Annotated in this window: 23 protein-coding genes; 10 read left to right on the forward strand and 13 right to left on the reverse strand. The window is 72.3% G+C overall.

What is annotated here, in order from left to right; translation table 11 throughout:
- Positions 1-19: 19 nt before the first annotated feature.
- From efeB to ABUW04_RS04955, 3 genes are all read right to left on the reverse strand, one after another.
- Positions 20-1,384 carry an iron uptake transporter deferrochelatase/peroxidase subunit gene (gene efeB / locus ABUW04_RS04945; RefSeq protein WP_380563059.1) on the reverse strand — a complete coding sequence of 455 codons (1,365 nt, stop codon included), beginning with the start codon at positions 1,382-1,384 and terminating at the stop codon, positions 20-22.
- Entirely contained in the window at positions 1,384-3,801 is a 2,418-nt protein-coding gene (efeU, locus tag ABUW04_RS04950) for an iron uptake transporter permease EfeU (RefSeq protein ID WP_380563061.1), read from the reverse strand. Before efeU ends, efeB begins: the two co-directional genes overlap by 1 nt.
- Before the next feature lie 145 nt (positions 3,802-3,946).
- Entirely contained in the window at positions 3,947-4,528 is a 582-nt protein-coding gene (locus ABUW04_RS04955; protein WP_030253132.1) for an NADPH-dependent FMN reductase, read from the reverse strand.
- Positions 4,529-4,792: 264 nt separating this feature from the next.
- Between ABUW04_RS04955 and ABUW04_RS04960 the strand changes: the two genes are divergently transcribed.
- Together ABUW04_RS04960 and ABUW04_RS04965 are read left to right on the forward strand one after the other, a co-directional pair.
- Complete coding sequence (locus ABUW04_RS04960) at positions 4,793-5,587, forward strand: sigma 54 modulation/S30EA ribosomal C-terminal domain-containing protein (RefSeq protein ID WP_380563063.1); 795 nt, start codon at positions 4,793-4,795, stop codon at positions 5,585-5,587.
- 619 nt (positions 5,588-6,206) lie between these two features.
- Positions 6,207-8,078, forward strand: coding sequence for a protein kinase (locus tag ABUW04_RS04965; RefSeq protein WP_380563461.1), 1,872 nt, complete (start codon positions 6,207-6,209; stop codon positions 8,076-8,078).
- Here the strand turns inward: ABUW04_RS04965 and ABUW04_RS04970 are convergent.
- A complete protein-coding gene (locus ABUW04_RS04970; protein WP_380563065.1) occupies positions 8,065-9,057 on the reverse strand; it encodes a sigma-70 family RNA polymerase sigma factor in 993 nt (330 codons plus the stop codon). The two genes, ABUW04_RS04965 and ABUW04_RS04970, sit on opposite strands and share 14 nt — an antisense overlap.
- A gap of 150 nt (positions 9,058-9,207) precedes the next feature.
- On the reverse strand, positions 9,208-9,543 hold the full coding sequence (locus ABUW04_RS04975; RefSeq protein ID WP_084713949.1) for an RNA polymerase-binding protein RbpA: 336 nt from the start codon (positions 9,541-9,543) through the stop codon (positions 9,208-9,210).
- A gap of 284 nt (positions 9,544-9,827) precedes the next feature.
- On the opposite strand from ABUW04_RS04975, the gene ABUW04_RS04980 reads away from it, so the two are divergent.
- Together ABUW04_RS04980 and ABUW04_RS04985 are read left to right on the forward strand one after the other, a co-directional pair.
- The gene (locus ABUW04_RS04980) at positions 9,828-11,300 is read left to right on the forward strand and encodes an MFS transporter (RefSeq protein ID WP_380563067.1); all 1,473 of its coding nucleotides are present in this window, start codon (positions 9,828-9,830) and stop codon (positions 11,298-11,300) included.
- A 67-nt stretch (positions 11,301-11,367) separates the two neighbouring features.
- Positions 11,368-12,408, forward strand: a complete 1,041-nt coding sequence (locus ABUW04_RS04985; protein WP_380563069.1) for a sigma-70 family RNA polymerase sigma factor — start codon at positions 11,368-11,370, stop codon at positions 12,406-12,408.
- Position 12,409: 1 nt separating this feature from the next.
- Here ABUW04_RS04985 and ABUW04_RS04990 read toward each other — a convergent pair whose 3' ends face one another.
- Positions 12,410-13,036: a TetR family transcriptional regulator gene (locus ABUW04_RS04990; RefSeq protein ID WP_030253142.1), complete on the reverse strand. Its 627-nt coding sequence runs from the start codon at positions 13,034-13,036 to the stop codon at positions 12,410-12,412.
- A 105-nt stretch (positions 13,037-13,141) separates the two neighbouring features.
- Between ABUW04_RS04990 and ABUW04_RS04995 the strand changes: the two genes are divergently transcribed.
- Both ABUW04_RS04995 and ABUW04_RS05000 read left to right on the forward strand, forming a co-directional pair.
- A complete protein-coding gene (locus ABUW04_RS04995; RefSeq protein ID WP_380563071.1) occupies positions 13,142-13,315 on the forward strand; it encodes a hypothetical protein in 174 nt (57 codons plus the stop codon).
- A 3-nt stretch (positions 13,316-13,318) separates the two neighbouring features.
- On the forward strand, positions 13,319-13,618 hold the full coding sequence (locus ABUW04_RS05000; RefSeq protein ID WP_380563073.1) for a DUF4190 domain-containing protein: 300 nt from the start codon (positions 13,319-13,321) through the stop codon (positions 13,616-13,618).
- A 10-nt stretch (positions 13,619-13,628) separates the two neighbouring features.
- On the opposite strand, the gene ABUW04_RS05005 is transcribed toward ABUW04_RS05000, so the two are convergent.
- On the reverse strand, positions 13,629-14,150 hold the full coding sequence (locus ABUW04_RS05005) for a GNAT family N-acetyltransferase (protein ID WP_380563075.1): 522 nt from the start codon (positions 14,148-14,150) through the stop codon (positions 13,629-13,631).
- A 59-nt stretch (positions 14,151-14,209) separates the two neighbouring features.
- Here ABUW04_RS05005 and ABUW04_RS05010 point away from each other — a divergent pair, with 59 nt between their 5' ends.
- Positions 14,210-14,797, forward strand: a complete 588-nt coding sequence (locus tag ABUW04_RS05010; protein WP_380563077.1) for a TetR/AcrR family transcriptional regulator — start codon at positions 14,210-14,212, stop codon at positions 14,795-14,797.
- Here ABUW04_RS05010 and ABUW04_RS05015 read toward each other — a convergent pair.
- From ABUW04_RS05015 to ABUW04_RS05040, 6 genes are all read right to left on the reverse strand, one after another.
- Positions 14,757-16,838: an ABC transporter ATP-binding protein gene (locus ABUW04_RS05015; protein WP_380563079.1), complete on the reverse strand. Its 2,082-nt coding sequence runs from the start codon at positions 16,836-16,838 to the stop codon at positions 14,757-14,759. The genes ABUW04_RS05010 and ABUW04_RS05015 overlap by 41 nt on opposite strands.
- Before the next feature lie 68 nt (positions 16,839-16,906).
- The gene (locus tag ABUW04_RS05020) at positions 16,907-17,827 is read right to left on the reverse strand and encodes an ABC transporter permease (protein WP_380563081.1); all 921 of its coding nucleotides are present in this window, start codon (positions 17,825-17,827) and stop codon (positions 16,907-16,909) included.
- Entirely contained in the window at positions 17,814-18,767 is a 954-nt protein-coding gene (locus ABUW04_RS05025; RefSeq protein WP_030253154.1) for an ABC transporter permease, read from the reverse strand. Before ABUW04_RS05025 ends, ABUW04_RS05020 begins: the two co-directional genes overlap by 14 nt.
- Before the next feature lie 10 nt (positions 18,768-18,777).
- Positions 18,778-20,622, reverse strand: a complete 1,845-nt coding sequence (locus ABUW04_RS05030; RefSeq protein WP_380563083.1) for a peptide ABC transporter substrate-binding protein — start codon at positions 20,620-20,622, stop codon at positions 18,778-18,780.
- A 296-nt stretch (positions 20,623-20,918) separates the two neighbouring features.
- Positions 20,919-21,623, reverse strand: a complete 705-nt coding sequence (locus ABUW04_RS05035; RefSeq protein WP_380563085.1) for a response regulator — start codon at positions 21,621-21,623, stop codon at positions 20,919-20,921.
- On the reverse strand, positions 21,620-22,930 hold the full coding sequence (locus ABUW04_RS05040; protein ID WP_380563087.1) for a sensor histidine kinase: 1,311 nt from the start codon (positions 22,928-22,930) through the stop codon (positions 21,620-21,622). Before ABUW04_RS05040 ends, ABUW04_RS05035 begins: the two co-directional genes overlap by 4 nt.
- A gap of 193 nt (positions 22,931-23,123) precedes the next feature.
- Here ABUW04_RS05040 and ABUW04_RS05045 point away from each other — a divergent pair, with 193 nt between their 5' ends.
- The 3 genes from ABUW04_RS05045 to ABUW04_RS05055 are packed head-to-tail and all read left to right on the forward strand — an operon-like array spanning position 23,124 to position 26,079.
- Positions 23,124-23,867, forward strand: a complete 744-nt coding sequence (locus ABUW04_RS05045) for an ABC transporter ATP-binding protein (protein ID WP_380563089.1) — start codon at positions 23,124-23,126, stop codon at positions 23,865-23,867.
- On the forward strand, positions 23,864-25,405 hold the full coding sequence (locus ABUW04_RS05050; protein ID WP_380563091.1) for a hypothetical protein: 1,542 nt from the start codon (positions 23,864-23,866) through the stop codon (positions 25,403-25,405). The genes ABUW04_RS05045 and ABUW04_RS05050 overlap by 4 nt, the downstream gene beginning before the upstream one ends.
- The gene (locus ABUW04_RS05055) at positions 25,402-26,079 is read left to right on the forward strand and encodes a hypothetical protein (RefSeq protein ID WP_380563093.1); all 678 of its coding nucleotides are present in this window, start codon (positions 25,402-25,404) and stop codon (positions 26,077-26,079) included. The genes ABUW04_RS05050 and ABUW04_RS05055 overlap by 4 nt, the downstream gene beginning before the upstream one ends.
- Positions 26,080-26,141: the final 62 nt, after the last annotated feature.

The raw sequence follows: 26,141 nt of genomic DNA on the forward strand, positions 1-26,141 counted from the left end.
CCCCGGTGGTGACGGTACGTCAGACCGCGGTGAGCAGGGCCCGCCCGAGCCAGTCGCTTGAACTGCGCACCCCGGGCAGGGCGAAGAAGTAGCCGCCGCCGGTGGGCGAGATGTAGTCGACCAGGGGTTCGTCGATCAACCGGGTCTGGACCGCCTCGAACTGCCGCTTGACGTCCTGCTGGTAGCAGCAGAAGGCGAGCCCCATGTCCAGGTTGCCCACCGCGTCGATGCCGCGGTCGTAGTTGTAGCCGCGGCGCAGGATCCGGGAGTCGTCGGTCTTGGCGGTACGCGGATTGGCCAGTCGGATATGGGCGTCCACCGGGATCGCGTTGCCCTGCGGATCCTTGGCGTAGTCGGGGATATCGGTCTCGTTGGCGCCGTCCAGCGGGGCGCCGGTGTCCTTGCGCCGACCGAACATCAACTCCTGCTCGTTGAGCGAGACCCGGTCCCAGAACTCCACCAGCATCCGGATGATCCGGATCACCTGGTAGCTGCCACCCGTCGCCCAGGCCGGCTCGGCGCCACCGGCGGTGACCCAGACCAGCTGGTCCATCGCCCGGGCCGAGGTGGTGTCGGGGTTGGCGATGCCGTCCTTGAAGCCCAGCAGGTTGCGCTGCGCGCCGCTGGGACGCGGGGTGTTCTGGAAGCCGTCGATCCGCCACTTGACCTGCATCTGACCGCGGGTGTGCTTGGCGATGTCACGCATCGCGTGCAGCACCGTGTCCTGGTGGCCGGCGCAGATCTGCAGCGACAGGTCGCCGTGCGACTCCGCCGCCTTCAGGTTGTCGTTGGGGAAGGTCCGCATCGGGGTGAGGCTGCGGGGCTTGAGTGCGGCCAGCCCGAACCGCTGGTCGAACAGCGAGGCTCCGACGCCGACGGTGACGGTCAGTTGGTCGGCGGGCACGGTGGGGCCGAGGATGCCGTTGTCGGACGGGGGCGCGCCGACGCCCAGATCGGGTGGCGTTCCGCCGGAGGTCAGAAAGGCGATCCGGGCGGTGAGGGTCTGCAGCAGTGCCTGCAGACCCGCCCGATCGGCGGCGATGACGTCCAGGGACAGGAAGATCGCGTAGGCCGGGGTCGGGTTGGTGATCCCGGCCTGGTGCTCGCCGTAGAAGGCCACCGCACCCGCGGCGGACGGACCGTCGGCGGCGGCTGCCGCCGGTGCCCCCAGGCCCAGTACCGTTCCGGCGCCGCCGGCCATCGCCGCCCCCAGGGCGCCCGCGCCGAGCGCGGTACGCATGACCGCGCGCCGCGATGTTCCGGGGGCGGGGGCGGGATCGGGATCGGGCTCGGAGGCGGTGGTGGTGCCGGCAGTCGCGGTGGCGCTGGGGCGGTCGAAGCCGAAGGGGCAGGAGCCGGTGGCAGGCTGGATGTGATCGGTCATCAGGCGGACTTCCGGATCTCGAGCAGGTCGGGAACGGGCGAGAGGTCTTCCAGGAGTTGGCCGACCGCGCCGTCGATGGACTGGCGGGTGGTGGTGTCGAGCTGTTCCAGCGGCGTCCAGCCGGTGGCGGTGTGCTGCGCGGCCAGCAGGGCGGTCACCCGGCCCAGGTCGCCGTCCACGGTCGTCAGCAGCGCCGGGGCGCGCCGGGAGATCAGTGGCCGCAGCACGGTGAGGAGTTCGCGGGTGCCGGTGAGGTTGGCCGCGGCGGTGGCGAGGTTGGTGCCGCTGCCCTCGTCGGTGTCGGTGGTGAGTTCGAACTGGAGGGTGTTCTCCAGGATCTCGTGGGTGCGCAGCGGCAGGTCGGTGGGGTCGAAGTCCTGGCCGGGGAAGGCCTTGCCCAGCCCTGCCACATCGGTGACCAGGGTGTTGGCGACGACGGCCAGGCCGGCGGCGGACTCTCCGTGCCACAGGCCGTACTCGAGCCGGCGGAAGCCGGTGAAACCGGGGTCCTTGACGCCGAGGGGCAGTCCGTCGGCGCGGCCGTTGATCTTGGCGTCGAAGTCGCCGAAGGTCCCGTAGGCGGCGCCGAGTGCGGCGTACTGCAGGTGCGCGGTGAGCCAGTCGGTGCGGGCCTCGGAGAGCTTCCCGGCGTGCAGATCGGTGGCGATCCTCCGGGTGGCCGGGAGCAGCGCCGCCAGTCCCGCTCCGACGTAGGCCTTGTACTGCGCCAGTGGTGCGTCCAGGTCCGTCGCCGCCAGCGGCAGCACGGCCGCGACCGTGGTTCCGCCGCTGACATGGACGGTCGCCGAGGTGACCGCGCTGCCCGAGGTGGACACGCACCGCCAGGCGTAGTCCCCGCTGCCGAGGGTGGCCGTGAGCGCCCGGGTCGTGCCCGGCGCGATGCCCTCCACCTCGCCGTAGACGGCGTTGGTCGTCGGGTCGACCAGGTAGACCTCCGAGGTCTGGTTGCCGGTGTTCCGCATCTGGAACACCTGCTGACCCGGCTTGGGCGAGGCGAATCCCTGACCGCAGGCGCTCTGCGAGACGGTGACCGTCGCAGCCGCGGCGGGCTTGCCGCCGCTGGCACCGATGATCACGCTCGCGATGACCGCCGGTACCGCGACGGCCGCGGTGGGCACCAGCCAGCGGGGCCGTCCCCGGTGCTCCGAATCCGGCTCCGGTGCGGTCGCGTTCGCGGTCCCCGTCGCGGTCGTGGACGCCGTGACCGGTGGGGCGGCGGAGGGGATCAGCCGCCTCAGCCCGAGCCGGTCCTTGCGCACCGCCGCAGCCACCGGTGCGGCCGCCGGTGCGTCGGCGGTGTCCCTGCCCCCGGCGACGACGGAGGCAGGGACGAGGGTGGAGGCCGCAGCGGCCTGGGCGGCGGCTGCCGCTGCGCCGGCGGCCGCGGCGGCCGAGACCACGGCCTCCGCGGCGGAGACGACGGCCTCGGCCGCGGCGACCACGGCGTCCGAGCCGGAGGCGCCGGCCCGGACCGCGACCTCCGGGGCGACGGCCTCGGGGGCGACGGCCTCGGGGAGGACGGTCTCCGAGGCAGCGGCGGCAGCGGTGGGCACCGGTGCGTCCTTCGGGACCGCCACGGCCCTGGGGGCTCGCACGCCCCGGACGAACAGCGTCATCACGATCCCGAGGTAGACCAGGTAGGCGACCGCCTGCAGCCAGGTCATCCGGGTCGTCAGATTGAACACGCCCTGTATCAAGGTCGCGTACCAGGAGTTGGCGTCGATGCTGCCGGACAGGTCCACCGCGAAGCTGCTCCCGCCGGGCAGTACGCCGCCCTCCTGGAGGTCCCGCAGCCCGTAGGCGAGCACCCCGGCGGCGACGACGATCAGTCCGATGCCGGTCCAGGTGAAGAACTTCGCCAGATTGATCGTCAGCACCCGCCGGTACAGCGCCCAGCACAGTACTGCGGCCAGTACCAGCCCGACGGCCGCGCCGACCAGCGGGCCGGTGGACTCCGTCGCGGACTGCGCGGTGGTCCAGATGAACAGCGCCGTCTCCAGGCCTTCGCGGCCGACCGCGAGGAAGCTGGTGGCGACCAGCATGCCCGACCCGACCGCCAGTGCCGCGTCGACCTTGCTGCGGATCTCACCGGAGAGGGTGCGGGCGTTGCGCCGCATCCAGAAGACCATCGCCGTGACGAAGGCGACCGCGATGACGCTGAGCGTCCCGCCGAATGCCTCCTGCGCCGTGGCGGACAGATTGGCGGCGGTGAAGGTCAGTACGGCACCGAAACTGAGCGACAGGGTGACGGCGGCCAGAACGCCGGTCCAGACCTGCGGTAGACGGGATTTCTGGTCGGAACGGACCAGGGTGGCGACGAGGATCGAGACGACCAGCCCTGCCTCGAGCCCCTCCCTGGTTCCGATCAGGAAACTGGGAAACAGGTCTTTCCACATAAGCGAACTCCTCCGATGAACGGATAAGCGAAGGCTTACCTTAGTTATGCGGAGGAGGCCCAACCAGACTTCCGCTGCCGTCGGTCAGAATCCGTTCACGGGTGACTCGACGCCGCCGAGGAAGTGTCATTCGCATTCACTGCGGTCAGGCACTCCGGCTGCGCCGCAACCGCGGTGCCAGTGCGGTGGCGAGGGCCGTGACCTGGGTGCCGACCAGGGCCAGGCGTTCCCTGGTCGCCGGATCGACCCAGCGACCGTGGATGTAGCTGGACTCGCCGACCACGATCGCGGCCCCGTAGGGAGTCGGCACACCCCGCAGGGCGTGGGCGATGGTGCGCAGGTTGTGCAGCACGCTGGTCGCCGCCTGGGATCCGTAGGCGACGCCGATGCAGCCGACCGGGATGTCGGAGAAGTACACCCGACGGTCCCCGGCGAGGTCCTCGACATGGTCGATCGCGTTCTTGATCAGCCCGGACACGGCGCCGTGGTACCCGGGACTGGCGATCAGGACCCCGTCCGCCCGGCGGAAGGCGTCGACCAGGCGCTGCTGACCCTTGGTCCGCTCATGCACGGAGGGGTCGTAGTACGGGAGTTGCAGGTCCCGGGCCGCGAAGGAGACGGTCTCGGCACCGCTCTTGCGGGCCGCCTCCAGCGCGAGCTGCAACGCGGTCTCCGAGGACGACCCCGGCCTCAGCGTCCCCCCGACCCCTACGATCAACGGTTTCATGGTTGCCTCCGGCTTCCTTCCGCGGCTGTCTACGGTCGGAAACCTACGCGCGCCCTCCGCCCACGGTTCGAAAACCCTCCGTCCGGGCACCGCCGTCCGGCTATCGCTCACCTGGGAACCACATTTGACCGACCATCACCGCCGGTGAATATCAGGGTGGTTGTAGTGACGGACGTAACGGTCCGGGGCGGGGCAAGGACACGGTACGGTCACATTCCACCGATCGGCCCTACTCACGCGACGAGCAGGAGGCACGAGCACACCATGAGCGCAGCCGCCTTCCCCGTGACCGTCGAGACCCGCGGAGAGATCCCGGATGACGCCCGCCGCCTGGCCCGTGACAGCATCGAGCAACTGGACCACGACGCCGATCTGCTGATCATGCGGGCGCGGATCAAACTGACCCGGCTCGCCGACCAGACCCTGCGGCTCCCCGCCGTCGTACAGGGGAACCTGGACATCGGCGGCATCCCGCTGCGGGCCCAGACCTCGGCGCACAGCGTGCACGAGGCCATCTACCTGCTGCGGGACCGACTCCGGGAGCAGTTGATGCGGCTGCTCCGCAGCGGCGCCCCCTACCCGGACGAAGCGGTCGGCACGCCGCGGGAGTCGCCGTACCGGCACAGCCGGCACCAGCACGCCGACCTCGACCTGCCCCCTGTTGTCCGGCACCGCATCACCCGCCGCAAGACCGTGCTGCTGCGCTGCGAGACGGTGGACGAGGCGGCCTTCCGCATGGACACCATGGACTACGACTGCCATCTGTTCACCGACGCCGACACCGGCCAGGACAGCATGGTCTTCCGCTCCGGCCCCACCGGCTACAGCCTGGCCCAGCTGTCGGCCAAGAGCGGACCGCCGCGCCGGCGCCACCTCCCGGTCACTGTCCGCCCGCGACCGGCACCGCGCCTGACGCCCAATCAGGCATTGGCCCGGCTGCACCTCACCACGCTGCCCTTCCTGTTCTTCGCGAACACCGCGGCGCCCGCCACCGCGCGCGGCGCCATGCTCTACGAACGCTACGACGGCCACTACGGCCTGCTCCTCCCCCAGACATAGCCCCGGACCCCCGTCGCCGGAACAGTCCGGCGACCGGGGTCCGGCGACGAGGTATCAGCCGACCATGTGACGTCCCCGTGGTCCGGCACGGAAGGGCCGCCCGCTGCGCGGCCCTTCCGGCTGTGTACGGAATTCCATCGGCGGAATCGGCGCACGCCCGCGTCGACGAGGACCGAGGTGCCACTGAATGCCGGCAGCTATTCGCTGCCAGTGTCCGGTGGCACCTTCCATGAACTCGCCCACGCCGCGCCGACGTTGCCGAAAGAAATTCTCCGGGAATGCGCGCCATTTACCAGAGCGGCGCCGCACCCGGCATTATTCGCCTCCTGCCGCGAGCATGTCAATGCTGACCCAGGCGCGGGCCCAAACGGCCTGTGCGGAGCGGGAGCACGGCCCATCTGCGACAGCGGCCGCACGGTGCGATGGTCGCGGATCGGACGTTCAATCAACTCCTGTGTACTTCCTGTAAAGGATGCGTAATCGACTGTCGCGCACCGTCCACTTCGCGTCAACCGTTGACAATTAACCCGGGTGAGTGAATTACTGACCGGTACCTGACGACTCGATAGGGCGTGGCGTTGCCAGCACGCTGCGTGGGAGGGCTTACGTGACCGCTGGGATGGCACCCCGGAGTGCTTCACGACCGACCGGTACCGTCGGCCGGAACGGTGGACGGATATCCCAACGGGATACCGGGACTTCGTATCTGCTGCAGAACGGGGACGGAACGCTGGGGGTCATCCGCCGCCTCGGTGCCGCCGTCGTCTGGGATCCGGGCTTCCAGTCCGCGTTCCCGGGCGAGGCGGCGGCGATGGCGGGACTGGAGGAACCCCGCATCGCCGCACCCGAGCGCTATGTCGTCGATGCCACCGGACGGATCGTCTCGGTGGTCCGCAGGTTCTTTGAAAGTGCCCCGCTGGACGGGCTGTTGGCCGGGCACCCCCGGGGGCTGGACGCGCAGACAGCAGCCGTCGTGGTCGGCGACGTGCTGACCGCACTGTGCGCGCTGCACCACCAGGGGGTGCCGCACCGCGGCGTGGGCGCGGAGCAGGTGCTGGTCGGTGCGGACGGAGTGTGCGTCCTGGTGGACGCCGGACTGTCGGCCCGGCCCTGGTCGCCTGACATAGCCTCACCCGATCAGGGCAGCACGGAACTTGAGGAGGCCAGCGCCCGGGAGCGGCTGGCCGCCATGGCCGACGACCTCGTCGCGGCAGCGGACCTGTTCGCCGACTGTCTCACCCCCGACCGTCCGGCCGCCGCATTACTGCCGCTGCCGGGAGACGCCCCGGCGCCGGACGGAACGCCCGGCGCCGTGCCCAACCCCTGGCCCAATGCCGTGCCCAATGCTCTGCCCACCGCCGAGCCGGACCGGCTCAGCGCCGTACTGGCCGGGGCGAAGGAGCCGCGGTCCAACGGGCCGAGCACCGCCGCCGAACTGCTGGCCGCGTTCACCTCGGCGACCAGGTCCTTCGACCCCGGCTGGGACGAACGCAGTCGCGAGCAGCTGGCCGCCCTGGTCCAGGAGAGCCTGCAGGCACCGGCCCGCTTCCGCGACCGGGTCCGCCTCCGCTGGAACCGGCAACCACCCCCGGACCCCGGCAGCGGCCCCGGCCCGGGCGGCGACCCAGGCGGCGACCCAGGAAGCCCGGCAGCCGGCCGGCGCGCCCGCGCGCGTCCGACCCGCCGCGCCGAACAGCACGGCCCGAAGCATCCGGGCGCTGCGGACCGGACCTGGATCCGCGCCGCGATCCTCTACGCGGCCATGCTGGCGGTGGTGATCGTCGGGGTGACCGCGATCGCGCTCTCCGGCGACGACTCCCCGGCGCCGAAGACCTCGCAGCCTCCTCAGCCCCCCGCAGCGCCCAGTCAGCAGCCCTCCCAGGCAGTCGTCGGCACCGCGACGGCGCTGATGTCGGCGTCGAAGGTCGCCGCGGCCAGCACCACGGCAGCCACGGCCACCGCAGTCGCCGCGCCCGCACCGGTGCCGTCGGCGTCGCACGTTCACGCGTCCCCCGTCGCGTCGGTGACACCGAGCGCGACCTCGGCCGGCTGGTCCCAGCAGATATTCCTCTGGTCGGACGGCTGGATCGACCACTACAGCATCGACAGCTGGGCCCAGAGCGACCTGGTGCTCAGGAACGATCTGGCCGTCACCGCCCTGGACGTCCGGGTCCGCATCGCCGTCACCCCGCAGCTGTCCTACACCGGCGCCTGGTCCACGGTCCCGGACGAGTCCATGGTCACCACCGTCACCCGCCAGGACGGCTGGCTGGTCTACGAGTTCGTCCTGGACGCCGGCGTCACCATGGCCCCGGGCAGCTACGAGTTCGCCGCCCAGTACGACCACGCCCAGGGCTACCGGGACACCGGCGCGGACAGCTACAGCATCGTCGCGGTCGCGGCCGGCCGCCGGATGGAGGTGTCCGGCGGCTTCTCCGGGGACCAGCGCCCGCCGGCCCAGCCGCCGGGCGGCCGTTCTAGGCGTCGGTGATCCGCAGCGGCAGGCCGAAGCAGGCGAACACCTCCGGTTCGATGAAGACGGTGGTGCGACTGATGCCGGACTCCGTGACGGTGAAGACCTGGAGCGTGCCCAGGGTGTACCCGCCGTCCGCCGCGCGGGCGTAGACGGCCAGGGCGGGCTGCCCGTTGGCGTGGGCCGGCAGCATCCGCCAGTCCGTGCCGTAGAGCGTGTAGATGCGGGCGATGAACCGGATGTACTCGTCGCGGCCGCGGTACCAGTTGAGGAACGGCGGCATCTCCATGACGGCGTCCTCGGTCAGCAGCTTGGCCAGCGCCGTCAGGTCGGCGCTCTCGAAGGCGACCACATAGCGCTCGACCTGGGCGCGGTGGCCGGGGTCGGCGGACTCGTGGATCTGGTCCTCGCCCAGACCGGCCTCGCCGAGCCGGCCCCTGGCCCGCTGCAGCGCGCTGTTCACCGCGGCGGTCGACATGTCCAGCGCCGCGGCCACCTCGGCGGCGGGCCAGTCCAGCACCTCGCGCAGGATCAGCACGGCGCGCTGACGGGCCGGCAGGAACTGCATCGCGGCGACGAAGGCCAGCCGCAGCGACCCGCGCGCCAGCAGCACGCCCGCCGGGTCCCCCAGCATCGCGTCCGGGATCGGCTGCAGCCAGGGCACCTCCTCGCCGCGGATCAGCGGCTCGTCCGGGTCGGTGCCCGGCGCGCCGAGTCCGGACGGTAGCGGGCGGCGGCTGCGCTGGTCGAGCGCGGTCAGGCAGGCGTTGGTGGCGATCCGGTAGAGCCAGGTGCGCAGCGACGCCCGGCCCGGGTCGTAGCGGTCGTACGCCCGCCAGGCCCGCAGCAGGGTCTCCTGCAGCAGGTCCTCGGCGTCGTGCACCGACCCGAGCATCCGGTAGCAGTGCGCGAGCAGCTCCCGCCGGAACGGATCGGTGCGGACCGTGAACTCCTCCGCGAAGCCCTCACCGGTCGCTGCCGCCGGCCTGTCCCCCACGTGCTCCACCCTGCCTCCATCGCGCGTCCGGTCCGGCCCTGATGCCCACCCGTACCTACCGGCCGGACCCCCGGAACTCATCGCCGCACGGGCGACGAATTCCCGGGCCGCCGGACCGCCGACCGCACCGCCGGCCACCGCACCGTCGGATCAGATGGATCCGCGCAGCTTGGCCAGCGCCTCCTCGAGCAGGATGTCGCCCTCCTCCTGCGAACGGCGCTGGCGCAGGTACCCCAGGTGCGTCATGTACGGGGCGGTTCCCGCCGGGACCGGCAGGTTGTCCCGGTCCCGGCCCGCTACCAGACCGCACTTGGGGCAGTCCCAGACGTCGGGGTGGTCGGCACCGAGGGCGAAGCCGATGCGCACCTCGTGCCCGTTGCCGCACCAGAACGAGACCACGGTGCGCGGGGCCAGCTCACCGCGCTCGTTCTCCCCCATCGGTCCCGCCCCGACCTGACTGCCCCTGATACCGCCGCGTCCCGCCACGCCCACCACTCCTCGTTCAGACTCCCACGCCCCAAGCCGTACCTGCGGCGGTCGCCAAGCCTACGGCCCCGCGCCGGGTGGCACGGCACCGAAGCCCGACCGGAGGCCTGATCCGTGCCGGTTCCGGCCCGCGGTCGGGGCCGCCGCGCACAGTTCCCGGCGCCGATCCGGTCTCTATTGGTGGCGCCGCGAAGGAACGGCGTCGCAGTCCCCGTACGACCGAATCGGAGACCCTGTCTTGTTGCACATGTCAGATCTGCCGGGCGGCATCCGGGGTGGCCGCGATGAGTGAGGCCGTCCCCGCCACCCGGCCCCGGAACGCGGCGACGCTGGTCCTGGCGTCGGTCGGAGCCTTCGTCACCTCCCTCGACGTCGTGGTCGTCTCGACCGCACTGCCGGTGCTGCGGAGCCGTTTCAGCGCCGGCCTGTCCGACCTCGAGTGGACCATCAACGCGTACAACCTGGCGTTCGCCTCGCTGATGCTCACCGGCGCCGCGCTCGGCGACCGGTTCGGGCGCAGGAGGCTCTACGTCATCGGACTCGTGGTGTTCACCGCGTCGTCCATCGCCTGCGCGACGGCCGGCAGCGCGGGTGCGCTGATCGCGTCGCGGGCCGTGCAGGGCGCGGGCGCGGCCGTCGTGCTGCCGCTCTCGCTCACCCTGATCAGTGAGGCGTTCCCGCTGGAGAAGCGCGGTACCGCCATCGGCGTCTGGGGCGGGATCACCGGTCTCGGCGTCGCCACCGCACCGCTGCTGGGCGGTGCGGTGATCCAGGGCCTCGGCTGGGAGTGGATCTTCTGGATCAACGTCCCGGTCGGCGTGGTCGCCGCGGTCGCCTCCGCGTTCCTGCTCACCGAGAGCCGGGGCCCGCGCCCGCGGCTCGACCTGCTGGGTCTGCCGCTGATCGCGCTGGGGCTGCTGGCGCTGGTCTGGGCACCGGTCCGGGCGCCCTCCGTCGGCTGGGGCAGCGGCGAGGTGACGGGTGCGCTGGCCCTGGGCGCGGTCCTGATCGCGCTCTTCCTGGTCCGGCAGAGCCGGGCCGCGCTGCCGATGCTGCCGCTGGACTACTTCCGCCGACGCTCGTTCTCCTCCGCCGGCGGGGTGGCCCTGCTGTTCTCGTTCGCGCTGATCGGGTCGGTGTTCTGGATCGCGCAGATGCTCCAGGTCGGGATGGGCTACTCCCCGCTGGCGTCGGGGGTGCGCATGCTGGTGTTCACCATGATGCCGATGGTCTTCGCCCCGCTCGGCGGCATCGGCTCCGACCGGGTCGGCAACCGTCCGTTCATGGTCGGCGGGCTGCTGATGATGGGTGGCGGGTTCGTCTGGCTCGGGCTACTGATGCGGGCCGGGGTCGGTTACGGCTCGCTGGTGCTGCCGTTCGTCGTGGCCGGGATCGGCATCTCCTTCGTCTTCCCGACACTGGCGAACGCCGCGGTGGGCTCGGTGCCGCTCGCCGACTCGGGGGTTGCGGCCGGCTCCAACAACACGCTGCGGGAGACCGGCGGACTCTTCGGGGTGGCGGTGCTCGCCGCCGTCTTCACCGCCAACGGCAGCTACGCCTCGCCGACGGCGTTCATGCACGGGATCAGGTTCGCGCTGCTGGTCGCCGCCGCGGTGGCGCTGGCCGGGGTGGTCCCCGCGCTGCTCGGTCCGTCCCGGGCCGAGGCGCTGGCGGGGGCCGGGCAGGCAGGACCGGTCCCGGTTGAACCGCCGGAGCCCGCCGAGGCCGCCGGTCGCGGGGCCCATGTCGCAGACTAGGACGACGGGTTCGGGTGGCGGTTACGGTGGCGGTTCGGGTGACCGTGCACGGCGGGCGCGGGAAGGGGTGGCCTTGATGGCCGACAGCCAGGAGTTCGTCCGGCTCACCGCGCCGTTCCGGCGCGAGCTGCTGGTCCACTGCTACCGCATCCTCGGTTCCGCGCAGGACGCCGAGGACCTGGTGCAGGAGACCTATCTGCGCGCCTGGCGCTTCTACGACGGCTTCGAGGGCCGCTCCTCGCTGCGCGTCTGGCTCTACCGGATCGCCACCAGCGCCTGTCTGACCGCCCTGGAGCACCGCAGCCGCCGGCTGCTGCCCTCCGGTCTGGGCGCGGCCGAGCCGACCGCCGACCGGCCGCTGACCCATCTGCCCGGGACCGCCTGGGTGCAGCCGCTGCCCGACGCCCTGGCCGGCCTGGCGGGCGGCGCACCGGACGGGGACCCGGCGGCGATCGTCGCCGCGCGCAGCAGCGTCCGGCTCGCACTGGCCGCCGCGCTGCAGCACCTGCCGGCCAGGCAGCGGGTGGTGCTGATCCTGCGCGACGTGCTGGCCTGGCGGGCCGGCGAAGTGGCCGACCTGCTGGACACCACCGTCCCCGCCGTCAACAGCGCGCTGCATCGCGCCCGGGTCCAACTGCGGGACGTGGCACCGACCTTGGAGGCGTCGTCCGAGCCGGACCGGGCCGACCACCGTGCGCTGCTGGACCGGTACACGGCGGCCTTCGAGAACGCGGACGTCGACACCCTGGTGAAGCTGCTCCATGCGGACGTCACCCTGGAGATGCCGCCGGGCGCCACCTGGTTCGCCGGTCGTGACCTGGTCGGGCGCTTCCTGGCCGACCGGGTGCTGTCCGGGCCGGGCGTGTTCCGCATGCTGCCGGTCAGGGCCAACGGCCAGCCCTCCGTGGCGGGTTACCTGCGCGGACCCGACGGGGACCACCACGCGCACGCGATCCAGGTGCTCACGGTCAGGGAGGGCCGGATCGCGAGCATCGTGTCGTTCAACCAGCCGGAGCTGTTCGCCTGGTTCGGGCTGCCGGCGCGACTGGCTCCGGTGCGCTGCGGTTCGGCGGCGGGCTCGGCAGGGGGCTCGGCGGAGGAACAGTGACCTAGCCGCGCAGCCAGTGCCGGCGTCCCAGGCTGATCAGGCGCAGCTGGCGGCGGGCGGTGGCGGTGATGCGCTGTTCCGCGGCGGCGTCGCCGTCCGCGTCCAGCAGGGCGGCGGCGGTGCTGACGGTGTGGTCCACGTAGAGGTCGGCCAGCATCCTGACGTCCTGCGGGTCCCAGCCCTCGGACTCCGGCTGCGCGGCCAGGTCGCGGGCCAGGTCGTCGGCGAACTGCCGGAAGCGGGCGTCGATCGCGTCGCGCACCGGCTGCACGCCGCCGTGGCGCTCGCGGGCCAGGAAGCGGAAGTGGGCGCGGTGCAGCCGCACGTACTCGGCTATCACGTCGACGGTGCGGTCGATCACCTCGTCCGGGGCGGCCCGTTCGGAGCGGATGGTCCTGACCATCACCCGCAGGCTGCCGAAGGACTCGTCCACCAGCGCCACGCCCAGCTCGGACAGGTCGCGGAAGTGCCGGTAGAAGGCGCTGGGCGTGATGCCCACCTCGCGGGTGACCTCGCGCAGGCCGACGCTGCTCAGGCTCTGGTGTTCGAGCAGCCGCAGGCCGGCGTCCAGGAGGGACTGCCGGGTCTGCTGCTTCTGGGCCTGCCGGGTTCCGAGGGTGTGGCTCACGTCATACAGTAAACAACTGTTCTCCCGACCTGGCGAGGGCGGGCCGGGGGTAGTCTGAACGAAGTCAGTGAACAGATGTACTCTCAATTGCCGAACGGAAGCGTCATGGCACTCCTGATCGGACTCCTCGCCCTCAGCTCGCTGCTGTGGGGCGCCTCCTCCTACCTCAGCCCCTCCGCCCAGGCCGTCGCCGCCGTCTTCGTCGGCGGCTGGCTGATCGTCTTCGCCCTCCGCGAGCGGGCCGCCCGGGCCCGCCGCCGCGCCGCACAGGGGAACTGACCGATGGCCACCTCCCAGCCCACTTCCCAGCCCGTCCCCCAGCCCGCCTCCCCGCTCAGCAGCACCGCAGCGGGCAACGACACCGCGGTCGCGTCCTTCATCATCGGACTGCTGGGCCTGTTCATCCTCAACGTGGTCCTGGGCCCGCTGGCGCTGGCCCTGGCCGCCGTCTCGCTGGCGCGCGGGACCCGGCGCCGCGGGCGCGCCCTGCTCGGCCTCGCCCTGGGCGCGGCGGACCTGGTCGTGCTCGGCGTACTGATGACCACCCACACCGGCGGCATCGTCCTGCACCTCGGCATCTGAGCCGGCGCCCTCAGACCCCGGCGGGGTGACCCGCCGGGGTCAGCTCCAGTTCGTAGGTCTGGCCGATCAGATCGGCCCCGAAACTGCGGTGCGGCTCCTCCTTCAGCAGCCGGAACCCCGCGGCGAGGTAGATGCTGCGGGCCGCCGCCAGCGGGTGGTTGGTCCACAGCTGCATCCGCCGGTACCCGGCCTCGCGCGCGAACTCCACGCACTCGGCCACCAGCCGGGTGCCGAGACGGTGCCCCCGGGCGGCCGCGTCGACCAGCAGCAGCCTCAGCTGGGCGGTGCCGGGCTCCGCGCCGGCCACGCAGAACACGCAGCCCACCCGGCGGCCGTCCAGCTCGGCGACCCAGGCGGCCTCCCGGGCCGGATCGGGGCCGGCCGCGAAGTCCGCGACGATCCGGGCCACCAGCGCCTCGAAGCTGCCGTCCCAGCCGAACTCCGCCACGTACTGCTCGCCGTGGGCCATCACCACCCAGCCCAGATCTCCCGGCCGGTCGGCCGGCCTGATCACCGCTCGCGCCTCACCCATCGGAACCCTCCCCGGCAGTCGGACTGAAACGACTGTTTCAGTAAAGCATAATGGCCAGGGTGAACGCCTCGGCTCCGGCGGATTCGCTCCGCAAACGGCAACTCCTCGAACTGGCCTACACCCACGTCCTGGACCACGGACTCGCGGGGATGTCGCTGCGCCCGCTCGCCGAGGCGATCGGCAGCAGCCCGCGGGTGCTGCTGTTCCTGTTCGGCAGCAAGGACGGGCTGGTGCAGGCCCTGATCGCGCGCGCCCGCGAGGACGAGCTGCAGATGCTGGAGACGCTGCGGCTGACACCGCGCCAGTACGACCTGGCCCACGTCGGCGAGGCGGTCTGGGGCTGGCTGGCCGATCCGCGGCACCGCCGGATGCCCACCCTGTGGGCCGAGGCCTACACCCGCTCGCTGGTCGACGACTCGGGACCGTGGGCCGGCTTCGCCCGGGAGACCGTCACCGACTGGCTTGAGGTCTTCGCCGCCGCCCAGGACCCAACCCACCGCGCCACCGCGCAGGGCCTGAGCGAACGCACCCTGCTGCTCTCGGTGCTCCGCGGCGCGCTGCTCGACCTGCTCGCCACCGGGGACACCGCCCGCACCACCGCGGCCGTCAGCGCCCACCTGCGGAGCCTGGCACACCCCCGCCGCTGAGCCGGCCCGCCGCGGCGTCGGCCAGCGGGGTCGACAGCGGGAAGTGGCAGGCCGCGGTGTGCTCCGGGCCGAACGCGCGCATCACCGGCTGCTCCTCCGCGCAGCGTTCCCGGGCCAGCGGGCAGCGGGTGCGGAAGCGGCAGCCCGAGGGCGGGTCGACCGGGCTGGGCAGTTCGCCGCTGATGCCGGTACCGCGCTTGGCCCGCTCCAGCTCCGGATCGGGCACCGGAACGGCCTTCAGCAGCCCGGCGGTGTAGGGGTGGGCGGCGCGCAGCTGGATGTCGTCGGCGCTGCCGACCTCGACCATCCGGCCCAGGTACATCACCCCGATCCGGTCGGCGAGGTAGCGGACCACCGCCAGGTCGTGCGAGATGACGACGTACGACAGTCCGTGCGCCGCCTGCAGACGGTTCATCAGGTTGAGCACCTGGGCCCGCACCGACACGTCCAGCGCGGACACCGGCTCGTCGGCGACGATCAGCTTCGGGGTCAGCGCCAGCGCCCGGGCCAGGCCGATGCGCTGGCGCTGGCCGCCGGAGAACTCGTGCGGGTACAGCTCCGCGCCGCGCTCGGGCAGGCCGACCTCGGTGAGCAGTTCGGCGACCCGGGCCTTCTGCTGGCGGGACGTGCCGATGCCCTGGATCTGCAGCGGTTCGCGCAGGATGCTGCCGACCCGCATCCGGGGGTCCAGCGAGGAGTACGGGTCCTGGAACATCATCTGCAGGTCGCGGCGGCGCTCGCGCAGCTCGCGGCCGCGAAGCCGGCCGAGGTCGGTCCCGTCCAGGGTGACCGTGCCGGTGTCCGGGCGGTCCAGGCCGACCAGCAGCCGGCCCAGCGTGGTCTTGCCGCAGCCGGACTCGCCGACCAGGCCGAAGGTCTCGCCGGGTCCCAGTTCGAGGGAGACTCCGGAGAGGGCGTGCACCACGCGGCGGACGCGTCCCGGCAGCCGGTTCCCGTGGACCGGGAACTCCCGTACCAGGTCCCGTGCTTCCAGCAGCGGCCGGTCGGCCGGTGACGGTGATGGTGACGGGCCGTCAGGGCGCGGCACCGCGGCGGTGGTGCCGGCGGGCAGCGGGCCGCTGGTGGGGTGCCAGCAGGCGTAGCGGTGATCGTCCGCACCGGTCAGCTGCGGCTCCTCGGTGCGGCAGCGGTCGGTGGCGTAGCGGCAGCGCTCGGCGAAGCGGCATCCGCCGGGCGGCGCGGTCAGGTCCGGCGGCCGGCCCGGGATGGTGGGCAGCTGCACCGACGGGTCCTGGTCCAGCCGGGGCACCGAGGCCAGCAGGCTCTGGGTGTAGGGGTGGCGCATGCCGCGGAACAGCCGGTCGGTGCCGGTGCTCTCGGCGATGCGGCCCGCGTACATGACGTTGACCCGGTCGGTGTGACCGGCGGTGACCCCCATGTCATGGGTGATCAGGATCATCGCCATGCCCAGCCGGGTGCGCAGGTCGGCCAGCAGGGCCAGGATCTGGGCCTGGATGGTGACGTCCAGGGCCGTGGTGGGCTCGTCGGCGATCAGCACCCGGGGCTCGTTGGCGAGCGCCATGGCGATCAGCACCCGCTGCCGCAGGCCGCCGGACAGCTGGTGCGGATAGTCCTTCAGGCGCTCGCGCGGGTGCGGCAGGCCGACCAGGCCGAGGACCTCGGCGGCCCGCTCGGTCGCCTCGGCCCGGGTGCAGCCGCGGTGCAGCAGCACGGACTCGGCGACCTGGTGGCCGATGGTCTTGGTGGGGTCCAGGGAGGTCATCGGGTCCTGGAAGACCATGGCGATGTCGTTGCCGCGCACCCGGCGCAGCTCGCGGTCGGGCAGTCCCACCAGCTCGCGCCCGTCCAGCAGCACCGAGGAGTCGCCGACGACCGCGCCGCCGGGCGGCAGCAGACCCATGAGGGAGAGTCCGGTCATGGACTTGCCGCAGCCGGACTCACCGACCAGGCCCAGGGTCTCGCCGGCCTCCAGGGTGAAGGAGACGTCGTCCACGGCCCGGACGACCCCGCGACGGGTCCTGATGTGGGTGGTGAGGTTGCTGACCTCGAGCAGGGGCATGCGCGTTGTCCTCGGATCAGTTGCGGCGTTCAGGAGCTGCGGCGTTCAGGAGCTCTGGGGGCCTCGGGTCAGGGGCGTTGCAGCCGGACGTCCAGGGCGTCGTGGACGGCGTCGCCGATCAGGTTGAAGGCCACCACGGTGACGATCAGGATCGCCGCGGGCGGGTAGACCAGCCACCAGTAGCCGTCGTACAGGGAGTTGAGGCCGGCCGAGAGCATGGTGCCCCAGTCGGCGTGCGGCGGCGGCAGCCCCAGTCCGAGGAAGCTGAGGGCCGACAGGGTGAGGATCGAGTCGGCGATGGTGAAGGTGCCGCTGACGATGATCACACCCGCGGCGTTGGGGACCAGGTGGCGCAGCACGATGCGCCCGCCGGTGCCGCCCATCATCCGCGCCGCCTGGACGAACTCCCTGGTCCGCAGGGACAGTACCTCGCCCCTGACCAGCCGCGCGGCCCCGAGCCAGGACAGCAGCGAGAGCAGCAGGATGATCCCCCACAACGTGGGCGTGAACACGCTGACCATGATCAGCAGCAGCACGATGCCGGGGATGGCGAGGAAGGTGTCGATCACCCGCATCATCACCGCATCGACGATGCCGCCGAGGTAGCCGGCCATGGCGCCGTACAGGGTGCCGATGACGGTCGTGGTGAGGGCCACCGCGAAGCCGAGTTCGAGCGAGGACCGGCCGCCCTCCATCAGCCGCCCCAGCACGTCGTACCCGGAGGCGTCGGTGCCCAGCGGATTCCCGCTGCCGGGCGGCAGGTCGGCGAGGTCCAGCTGGACGGTGACCTGGTCGGTCCGGTACAGCAGCGGTCCGATGAAGCAGAACGCGGCGATCACCGCGACCATGCCCAGTCCGACCAGGGCGCGCCGGTTGCGGACGAACGCCTCCGCCCACAGCCGTCCGGAGCCGCGCGGCACGGTCGGGGCGTCCACCGGCTGCGGCAGGTCCAGGGGCTCCAGGGGTTCGATGGGTTCAAGCGTCGACATAGCGGATCCGGGGGTCGAGGAGGCTGTAGGCGATGTCGGCGAACAGGCTGCCGACGACAGTGGCCACACCGACCACCAGCGTCGAGCCGAGCATGATCGGGTAGTCCTTGCTGGTGGCGGCCTGGTAGAAGAGCAGCCCCATGCCCGGGTAGTTGAAGACCGACTCGGCGATCACCGCGCCGGCCACCACCCCCGGGGCCGACAGCCCCAGCACGGTGATCACCGGCAGCAGCGAGTTGCGCAGCACGTGCCGCCGCAGCACCAGCCGTTCCGGCAGTCCCTTGGCCCGGGCCACCTGGACGTACTCCTGGGCTAGGGTGCCGATCGCCGAGGACCGCATGTACCGGCTGAAGCCGGCCACGCTGACCAGGGTCAGCGTGACCACCGGCAGCACCAGGGCGCGCGGGTCGGCCAGGATCCCGGCCACGGACTCCGCCTGCGGTGCCTCGGAGGGCAGCAGGTGCAGCTGCACCGAGAAGACCGCGATCAGCAGCAGGGCGAAGAAGAAGTCCGGCATCGAGTACAGCACGAAGGAGACCACGGTGAAGACGTGGTCGGCGACCCGGCCCCGGCGCACCGCCTGGAAGATCCCCATCGGCAGCGCCACCGCGAGCGCCAGCAGCGTGGACAGCCCGAGCAGCACGGCGTCACGCGGCAGCCGCTGCGCCAGCAGCGTGGACACCGGCTGGTTCAGCGAGTAGGAGGTGCCGAAGTTGCCCTCGGCGGCCTGCTTCACGAAGGTCACGAACTGCGCCGCCAACGGCCGGTCAAGACCGTTGGCAGCGTTGAACACCGCGATCCGCTCGGCCGTGGCCCGGGTCCCCAGGGTGGCCCGGGCGGCGCTGCCCGGCACCAGGTGGATCATGACGAACGTCAGCACCATGACGCCGATCACCACCACGATCGCCTCGCCGGTGCGCCGGATGAGGTAGGTGGTCACAGCGTCCCCGTCACGAGCTGTAGCCCCAGTCCTCGAAGTCCTGGGCGGCCGAGAACGGGTTGAGCGGGACGACGCCCTGCAGGTTCTTCCGGTAGACCAGCAGGCTCTCCCGCAAGGGGAGCCACAGCCAGGGGAGCTGCTGGGCCGCGTAGTCCTCGTACTCGCTGAACGCCTGGGTCGAGGAGCCGTACTCGGTGGCCTTGATCAGCTGGTCCATCTTCGGGTCGGAGTAGCCGCCGGAGTTGCTGGAGCCGCCGGTGTCAAAGAACCCGGTGCCGTTGGGGTAGAGCGGGTACGGGTCGTAGCCGAACTCGGCCAGCTGCCAGCCGCAGCCGGAGGACGGGTGGGAGGCCGCGGTGCAGGTGCCGATCGTGCTGATCAGCGTGTTGAACGGCTCCGACTTGAGGTTGACGGTGATGCCCGCCTGGGCCTCGGAGGACTTGATGGCCGCGTTCTGCTCGTCCGTGGTGGCCCGGCCGGAGGAGTAGACCAGGTTGAACGTCAACGGCTGGCCCGCGGTGATGCCCGCCCCGCACTGCGCGGCGCCGGTCCCCGGGCTCGCGCACGTGGTCGTCCCGCCCGGCACCACCTTCCAGCCGTGCGCCTGCAGCAGCGCCTTGGCCTTGGCCGGGTCGTACGGGTAGGGGCCGCCGGACTTCTCCAGCGGCGAGGCCCAGGCCCCGCTGGCCTTGACCGGCACCGGCCCGTTGCCCGGGTCGGCATAGCCGTTGTAGACCTTGGAGACGATCTGGTTGCGGTCGATCAGGGACTCCATCGCCTGACGGACGTACAGCTGCCGGAGCACGGCGCCGACCGCGGAGTTGTACAGGTTGGGTTCGATCTCGGCCACACCCGGGATCGGCACGCTGGCGATCGAGTACCCGCTCGACTCCAGCGCCTGCGCCTGCTTGACGTCGGTCAGCGGCAGCGAGGCGATGTCCAGGGCACTGCCCGAGCGCAGGGCGTTGATCTCGGGGGTGTCCGAGGTGAAGGGCGAGAAGACGACCTTGTCGAGGTTGGCCTTGGCGGTGCCGGAGTACTGCGGGTTGGGCACGTAACTGTAGTAGCCGTTGCTCCGGAACTCGGACAGCTTCCAGGGTCCGTCGACGACCTGCCACAGCGGGTTGGTGGTGAAGCCGGTGGTCTTGGCGCCCTCCTTCTGCAGGTAGGCGTAGACGGCCTTGGCGCCGGCGGTCGTGGTGTCGGCGTCACCGACCGCCGCGGTCGCGGAGGTCTTGTCCCAGGCGTGCTGGGGCAGCAGCGGGATGGTGCTGAGGACGTCGTCGGTGTAGAAGTCCGGGTTGTACGCCTGGGTGAGGTCCAGCACCACGGTGTGGGCGTCCGGGGTGGACACCTTGGCGACGTCCTCGGGGAAGAGCCCGACCAGGTGGGCGCTCCAGTTGGAGGCGTTCGCCTTCAGCAGGTTGTAGACGAAGGTGAAGTCCCGGCTGGTCACCGGCTGTCCGTCGGACCAGTTCCAGCTCTTGAGCTTGATGGTGATCCGCTTGTCGCCGTTGGAGTAGTCCAGGGAGCTGAACAGGCTCTTGTCCTTGTTCACCACCGAGTTGGCGCCGTCGCCCGCGTAGACCAGGTACGGCCACAGCGGCTGGGTGAGGTTGGCGTTGTAACCGTTCTGGTTGGTCGCCGGAACCAGCGGGAAGATGAAGTCCGGCTGCGCGCCCACCTCCGCGATGGTGACCGTCCCGCCCTTCTTGACCGGGAGCTTCGTCGCGCTGGCGCTCTCGCCGTTGCTGATCGCCCCGTGGCCGCCACCCCCGCCGCCCGAGCAGCCGACAGCAAGGACCGCCAGAGCCGTCGCGCAGGCGGCGACTCTCAGTCGTTGGACAGCGCGCATAGGTGCCCCCGTCTCCCTCATTCGCTTCGTACTCTGCTTAAATCGGTCAATATCTGGCATGCGCATGACACCAGTTGTTGCATGGGACTACCCCAGCCCCACCAGGTTCATACCCGTCCCGACCAAACGATCGGTCCGCGACTGATGCCTACACGACGGTCACGGCACTCCGGAGGACGGCCTCGGACAGGCTTCCCGGGGTGATCATGGTTCATTCTTAGCCCGGCCGACGGCCACTCACAACGCTCCGAATGTTGCAGCATTGCGAAATCTCGCCAGGCCGCTCCGGCGGGCGGCTACGCCCGTCCCGGCCAACCGGGACCGGGCGTCACCAGACCGCTCTCGTAGGCGACCACCACGGCCTGGGCCCTGTCCCGCAGCCCGAGCTTGGCCAGGATCCGGCCGACATAGGTCTTGGTGGTCTGCTCGGCGATGACCAGGTCGTCGCTGATCTCGGCGTTGGACAGGCCGCGGGCGATCAGTCGCAGCACCTCGGTCTCACGCCGGGTGAGCACGTCGAGCGCCGGCGCGGGCGGCGCGTCCTGGCGCGGGAGCCGGGCGAAGTCGGCGATCAGACGCCTGGTCACCGTCGGCGCCAGCAGCGCCTCCCCCGCGGCCACCACCTGGACCGCGTGCACCAGTTCGGCGGCGGTGGCGTCCTTGAGCAGGAATCCGCTGGCCCCGGCCCGCAGCGCCTCGTAGACGTAGTCGTCCAGGTCGAAGGTGGTCAGCATCAGCACCCGCGGCCGCTCCTGCTCCACGCTGCCGCGCAGGATCTCCCTGGTCGCCCGGAGTCCGTCCATCACCGGCATCCGCACGTCCATCAGCACCAGGTCGGGCGACAGCTCCCGGGCCAGCGACACCGCCTCGGCGCCGTCCGCCGCCTGGCCCACGACCTGCAGGTCGCGCTGGGCGGCGAGGACCGCGGCGAAGCCCTCACGCACCATGGCCTGGTCGTCCGCGATCAGACAGCGGGTCCGGACCGGCCCGGCCGCGCTCATGACGCGTCCCCGAGCGGCAGCACCGCGGACACCACGAACCCGCCGACCGGCGTCGGCCCGGCCGACAGCGATCCGCCGAGCAGCGCCACCCGCTCGTGCATCCCGGTCAGCCCGTGACCGCTTCCGTGCTCGTGCCCGTCCTCGTGCCCGTGCCTGCGCTCGTTCTGGTGCCCGTTCCCGTTCCCGTGCCCCGAGCGGGCGTTGGAGCCGGCCGGGCCATTGGCCACCCGGAGCTGGACGGCGCCCGCTTCGTGGTCCACCGACACCGTCACCGCCGCGCCCGGGGCGTGCCGGCTCGCGTTGGACAACGACTCCTGCACGATCCGGTAGGCGCACACCCCCACTCCGGCCGGCACCCGGCCGAGCTCCGCGCGCACCGACAGGCTGACCTCCACGCCCGCCCGCCGGGCGGCGTCGACCAGCGCCGGCACCTCGGCCAGCTGCGGCTGCGGCTCGAGCCCAGCCGCCCGGTCCTGGCGCAGCACGCCGAGCAGCCGCCGCATCTCCGTCAGCGCCTCGCGGGCCACCTCGCTCAGCGCCCCGAATTCGGCCCGGGCCGGATCCGACAACTCGTCCAGCCGGAAGGGTGCCGTCTCGGCCCGGACCGCGATCAGCGACAGGTGATGGGCCACCACATCGTGCAGTTCCCTGGCGATCCGGGTGCGCTCCTCCAGCACCGCGCGCCGGGCCCGTTCGGTGTCGGTGTGCACGGTCTGCGTGGCCAGCTCGCGCTGGGTGCGCAGCCGGGAGCCGAGACTGTCCACCGCGACCGCAGCGGCGGTGAACATCACCGTGGCACTGGCCGGGCCGTTCAGGTTCGGCATTTCCATGACCAGCCACCACCCCCAGGGGACCAGGCTGAGTGCCCACATCCAGCACACCGCCGCCCGCCGCTGCCGCACCGCCGCCAGGCAGAACACCGCGAGCATCGCCAGCAGCTGCGGCGGCCCCCAGGGCCAGCCGCCCCACCACGCGGCCGGCAGCCACGGCGCCAGCAGCAGCGCGAGCCATCCGATCCGCCAGGCCGCCATCGGATACCGCACCGCGAGCAGCAGCGGCAGCACCACCACGACCGCGAGCACCCTCTGCCCGACGCCGGCCGGCGACCCGCCACCGTCCGAGGCCGGCCCGTTCACCTGCGCCGCATTGAGCAGGCACAGCAGCGCAGTCGCCACCGCCGACACGGCGAACTCGGCCCGGCGGCCCTGCGCGGTGCGCGGGCTCCCGGCCGGAGCCGGATCGGAGCCGATGAGCACTTGGACCAGGGCGTGCCAGGCCGCCGACACGATCCCTGGCAGCTGATTCACGGTCCCAGCGTAGGGCGCCGCAGCCGTCCGATCATCACACCCGGATGGTCATACCCAGGTATGACTCCGCCCGCGCCGGGCCCGGAACGCCCCCGGTGGTAGCACCGCGGATCGGGCTCCCTGGGGTGACGATCCGTCCCGGCCCGACGGGCAGCCTTGGGAGTCAGTCAACGATCCACTAGGGGGCAACACGATGAACATCGAGATCACCGACCTGACCCGGCGCTTCGGCGCGGTCCAGGCGGTGGCCGGGGTGGACCTGCAGGTGGGTCCTGGGGTCTTCGGGCTGCTGGGGCCGAACGGCGCGGGCAAGACCTCGCTGCTGCGGATGATGGCAACGGCGGTGCCGCCCTCCTCGGGCCGGCTGCGGCTGCTCGACCGCGATCCGGGCCGCTACGGTCCGCGCCGCGAGATCCGGCGCAGACTCGGCTACCTGCCGCAGAACCCCGGCTACTACCCGGGGTTCACCGTGGCGGAGTACGTCGAGTACTTCGCGCTGCTGAAGGAGGTGCCGCCGGCCCGCACCCGCGCCGCGGTCGCCACCGCGATCGACAGGGTCGAACTCGGCGACCGCCGGAAGGCCAGGCTGCGCACCCTGTCCGGCGGCATGCTGCGCCGGGTCGGCATCGCCCAGGCCATCGTCAACGAACCGGAGCTGCTGCTGCTCGACGAGCCGACCGCGGGCCTGGACCCGGAGCAGCGGGTGACGTTCCGTTCGCTGCTGCGGGACCTGGGGCAGCGCGCGACCGTGGTGGTGAGCACCCATCTGGTCGAGGACGTCGCGGCCGCCTGCGCCCGGGTCGCCCTGATGGACCGCGGCCGGATCGTCTTCCACGGCACCCCGGACGGCCTCGCCGCCAGCGGCGACGGCCAGGCCGCCGGGGACACCCCGATCGAGCGCGGCTACAGCGCCGTCCTCGCACAGGCACGGTCATGAGCGCGGCGACGTCCGCCCCGGCGGCGGCCGACCAGCGACCGGCCGCCACCCGGGCGGACCTGGTGGTGCTGCGACTGCTGCGGCTGGAACTGCGCCACAACGCGATGGCGTGGCTGCTGCCGATCGCGATCGGACTGTTCTGGCTCACCACCTACCGCAAGGACATGGCCCAACTGCCGCTGTGGAACCTGCGCGCGGCCGGGCTGCAGAGCGGCGCGGTGCTCGACTTCGCCGTCCCGGTGACCGGCGCCGCGGCCTGGACCGCGTCACGGGAGGCCCGCCGCCGGCTCACCGACCAGGTGACCGTCACCGCCCGGCCGCGGTGGGCCCGGCTGCTCGCCCCCTGGGCCGCCACCACCATCTGGGCCCTGGTGGCCTACCTGGGCTGCGCGGCCGTGCTGTACGGGGTGACGGAACATCAGGTGGGCTGGGGCGGCCCGCTGTGGTGGCCGGCCGCGGTCGGCGCCGCGAGCCTGCCCGCGTTCTCGGCCCTCGGCTTCGCCGTCGGCACCTTCCTGCCCAGCCGCTTCACCGCGCCGCTGGCGGCCATCGCCGCCTTCTTCCTGCTCGCACTCACCACCCAGCCGATCCACGGCAGCCAATCCGCCTGGCAGATCTCACCCATCGTCACCGGACCCTGGGACCTGGGTCCGCAGGCGGTCTCGGCGACCTTCTACCCCTTCGTCCCCGACCTGCCCATCGCCCAGGTGATGTTCCTCGCCGGGGTCACCGCCGCACTGCTCGCCCTGCTCGCACTGCCCGCCGGCTGGGCCGGCCGGTCGGTGCGGGTGGCCGCGACCGGCCTCACGACGGCCGGTCTGCTGGCGGCCGGGACCGCGGTCGCGCTGGCCGGGACCGGCACCATGGACACACAGGGCATGATCGACATCCCGGCGCTGCACAACACCGCCGACGACCAGCCGCTCCGGTTCACCCCGGTCTGCAGCGACACCGCCATCCCGGTCTGCCTCAATCCCGCCTACGCCGCCGAGCTGCACCTGGTGACCGACACCCTGACACCGCTGCTCGACCAGCTCGCCGGCCTGCCCGGCGCGCCGACCCGGATCCTGCAGACGGGCGTGGTCCTCCAGCAGGCCAGCAACGGCGTCTCCGCCCGACCTGCCGCCCCGCGCGCCAGCGGTACCGCGCACGTGTTCCCGCTGGTGCTCCCCGATGAACTGCCGGGCCCCTCGATGACCGCCAAGGGGTTGGCAAGCCAGCTGCAGGACCAGCTGGCGCAGTCCTACGGCCCCAACCTGGTCGCCCGCCTGGTCGACTACCAGCCCGGCGAATCCCCGGCCCAGGACGCGGTGGCCAAGGGGCTGCTGCTGGCGGCGGGCCTGCCCGGGGCCCAGGCGCCGTCCAGCGGACCGGACCGGGCGGACCCCAACCTGTGGCCGGACCTGGCCCCGGGGACGCCGGCCTACGCGGCGGCCGAACGCTTCGCCGCACTGCCGGCCTCCACCCGGCACGCCTGGCTGGTGCAGCACCTGGCGGCGCTGCGCGCCGGCCGGATCACCCTGGCGCAGCTCCCGTGACCGGCGCACAGCGGACCGACCCGCGACCGAGCGGCCGGCAGCGGACCGGCGCCTGGCTGCCCACCCTCCGGCTGGTGCGGCTGTACGCCGTGGGCCGCAGGGTCCCGTGGGCGCTGCTGGCGACGGTGGTCTGCGCCATCGGGCTGCGGCTCACCCTGCTCGGGCACTGGGACGCCTACGGCGCACTGCAACTGCCGCTGATCTTCGAGGCCGCCGTCGCGGTGAGCATCGCGGCCACCGTGGCCGGCCCGTTCGGCGAACCGGAACGCGTGACCGGCCGCTGGCTGCCGTTCCTGCGGCCTGCCGTCACGGTCGCACTGACCGCGGCGGCGGTCGGGCTGCTAGCCGCCGCCGGAACCGGCGGACACCTCACCGGCGGCACACTGGACGTGCTGCGCAACGTCGCCGGGTTCACCGGCATCGGCCTGCTGTGCGCCGCCGCGATCGACGGCGCGCTGTCCTGGACCGGACCGACGGCCTACCTGGTCGCCGCGGTGTACGCGCTCTACACCCAGTGGCACCCACCGGCGCTGACCACCCCCTGGCTCTGGCCGGCCCGCCCACCGCACGACCTGGGCGCCGCCCTCTGCGCCGCCCTGGTCTTCGCCTGCGGCCTCGCCGCCATCACCCCCCGCGGAGCCCGCGACCGCCCCGGCAGCCCCGCCGCGACCTGACGACCTGACCACCTGCCCACCAACTCGCCCGGCGCTGCCCGCCCGGACCCCGGCCGGGCAGC

This window comes from Streptacidiphilus jeojiensis (genome assembly GCF_042510965.1).
Taxonomy (GTDB): domain Bacteria; phylum Actinomycetota; class Actinomycetes; order Streptomycetales; family Streptomycetaceae; genus Streptacidiphilus; species Streptacidiphilus jeojiensis.

Bases quoted from the DNA above. Each gene is read 5' to 3' on its own strand.
- efeB (WP_380563059.1), bottom strand. From the start codon at position 1,384: ATGACCGATCACATCCAGCCTGCCACCGGCTCCTGCCCCTTCGGCTTC.
- efeU (WP_380563061.1), bottom strand. From the start codon at position 3,801: ATGTGGAAAGACCTGTTTCCCAGTTTCCTGATCGGAACCAGGGAGGGG.
- ABUW04_RS04955 (WP_030253132.1), bottom strand. From the start codon at position 4,528: ATGAAACCGTTGATCGTAGGGGTCGGGGGGACGCTGAGGCCGGGGTCG.
- ABUW04_RS04960 (WP_380563063.1), top strand. From the start codon at position 4,793: ATGAGCGCAGCCGCCTTCCCCGTGACCGTCGAGACCCGCGGAGAGATC.
- ABUW04_RS04965 (WP_380563461.1), top strand. From the start codon at position 6,207: ATGGCACCCCGGAGTGCTTCACGACCGACCGGTACCGTCGGCCGGAAC.
- ABUW04_RS04980 (WP_380563067.1), top strand. From the start codon at position 9,828: ATGAGTGAGGCCGTCCCCGCCACCCGGCCCCGGAACGCGGCGACGCTG.
- ABUW04_RS04995 (WP_380563071.1), top strand. From the start codon at position 13,142: ATGGCACTCCTGATCGGACTCCTCGCCCTCAGCTCGCTGCTGTGGGGC.
- ABUW04_RS05000 (WP_380563073.1), top strand. From the start codon at position 13,319: ATGGCCACCTCCCAGCCCACTTCCCAGCCCGTCCCCCAGCCCGCCTCC.
- ABUW04_RS05005 (WP_380563075.1), bottom strand. From the start codon at position 14,150: ATGGGTGAGGCGCGAGCGGTGATCAGGCCGGCCGACCGGCCGGGAGAT.
- ABUW04_RS05015 (WP_380563079.1), bottom strand. From the start codon at position 16,838: ATGCCCCTGCTCGAGGTCAGCAACCTCACCACCCACATCAGGACCCGT.
- ABUW04_RS05020 (WP_380563081.1), bottom strand. From the start codon at position 17,827: ATGTCGACGCTTGAACCCATCGAACCCCTGGAGCCCCTGGACCTGCCG.
- ABUW04_RS05030 (WP_380563083.1), bottom strand. From the start codon at position 20,622: ATGCGCGCTGTCCAACGACTGAGAGTCGCCGCCTGCGCGACGGCTCTG.
- ABUW04_RS05035 (WP_380563085.1), bottom strand. From the start codon at position 21,623: ATGAGCGCGGCCGGGCCGGTCCGGACCCGCTGTCTGATCGCGGACGAC.
- ABUW04_RS05045 (WP_380563089.1), top strand. From the start codon at position 23,124: ATGAACATCGAGATCACCGACCTGACCCGGCGCTTCGGCGCGGTCCAG.
- ABUW04_RS05050 (WP_380563091.1), top strand. From the start codon at position 23,864: ATGAGCGCGGCGACGTCCGCCCCGGCGGCGGCCGACCAGCGACCGGCC.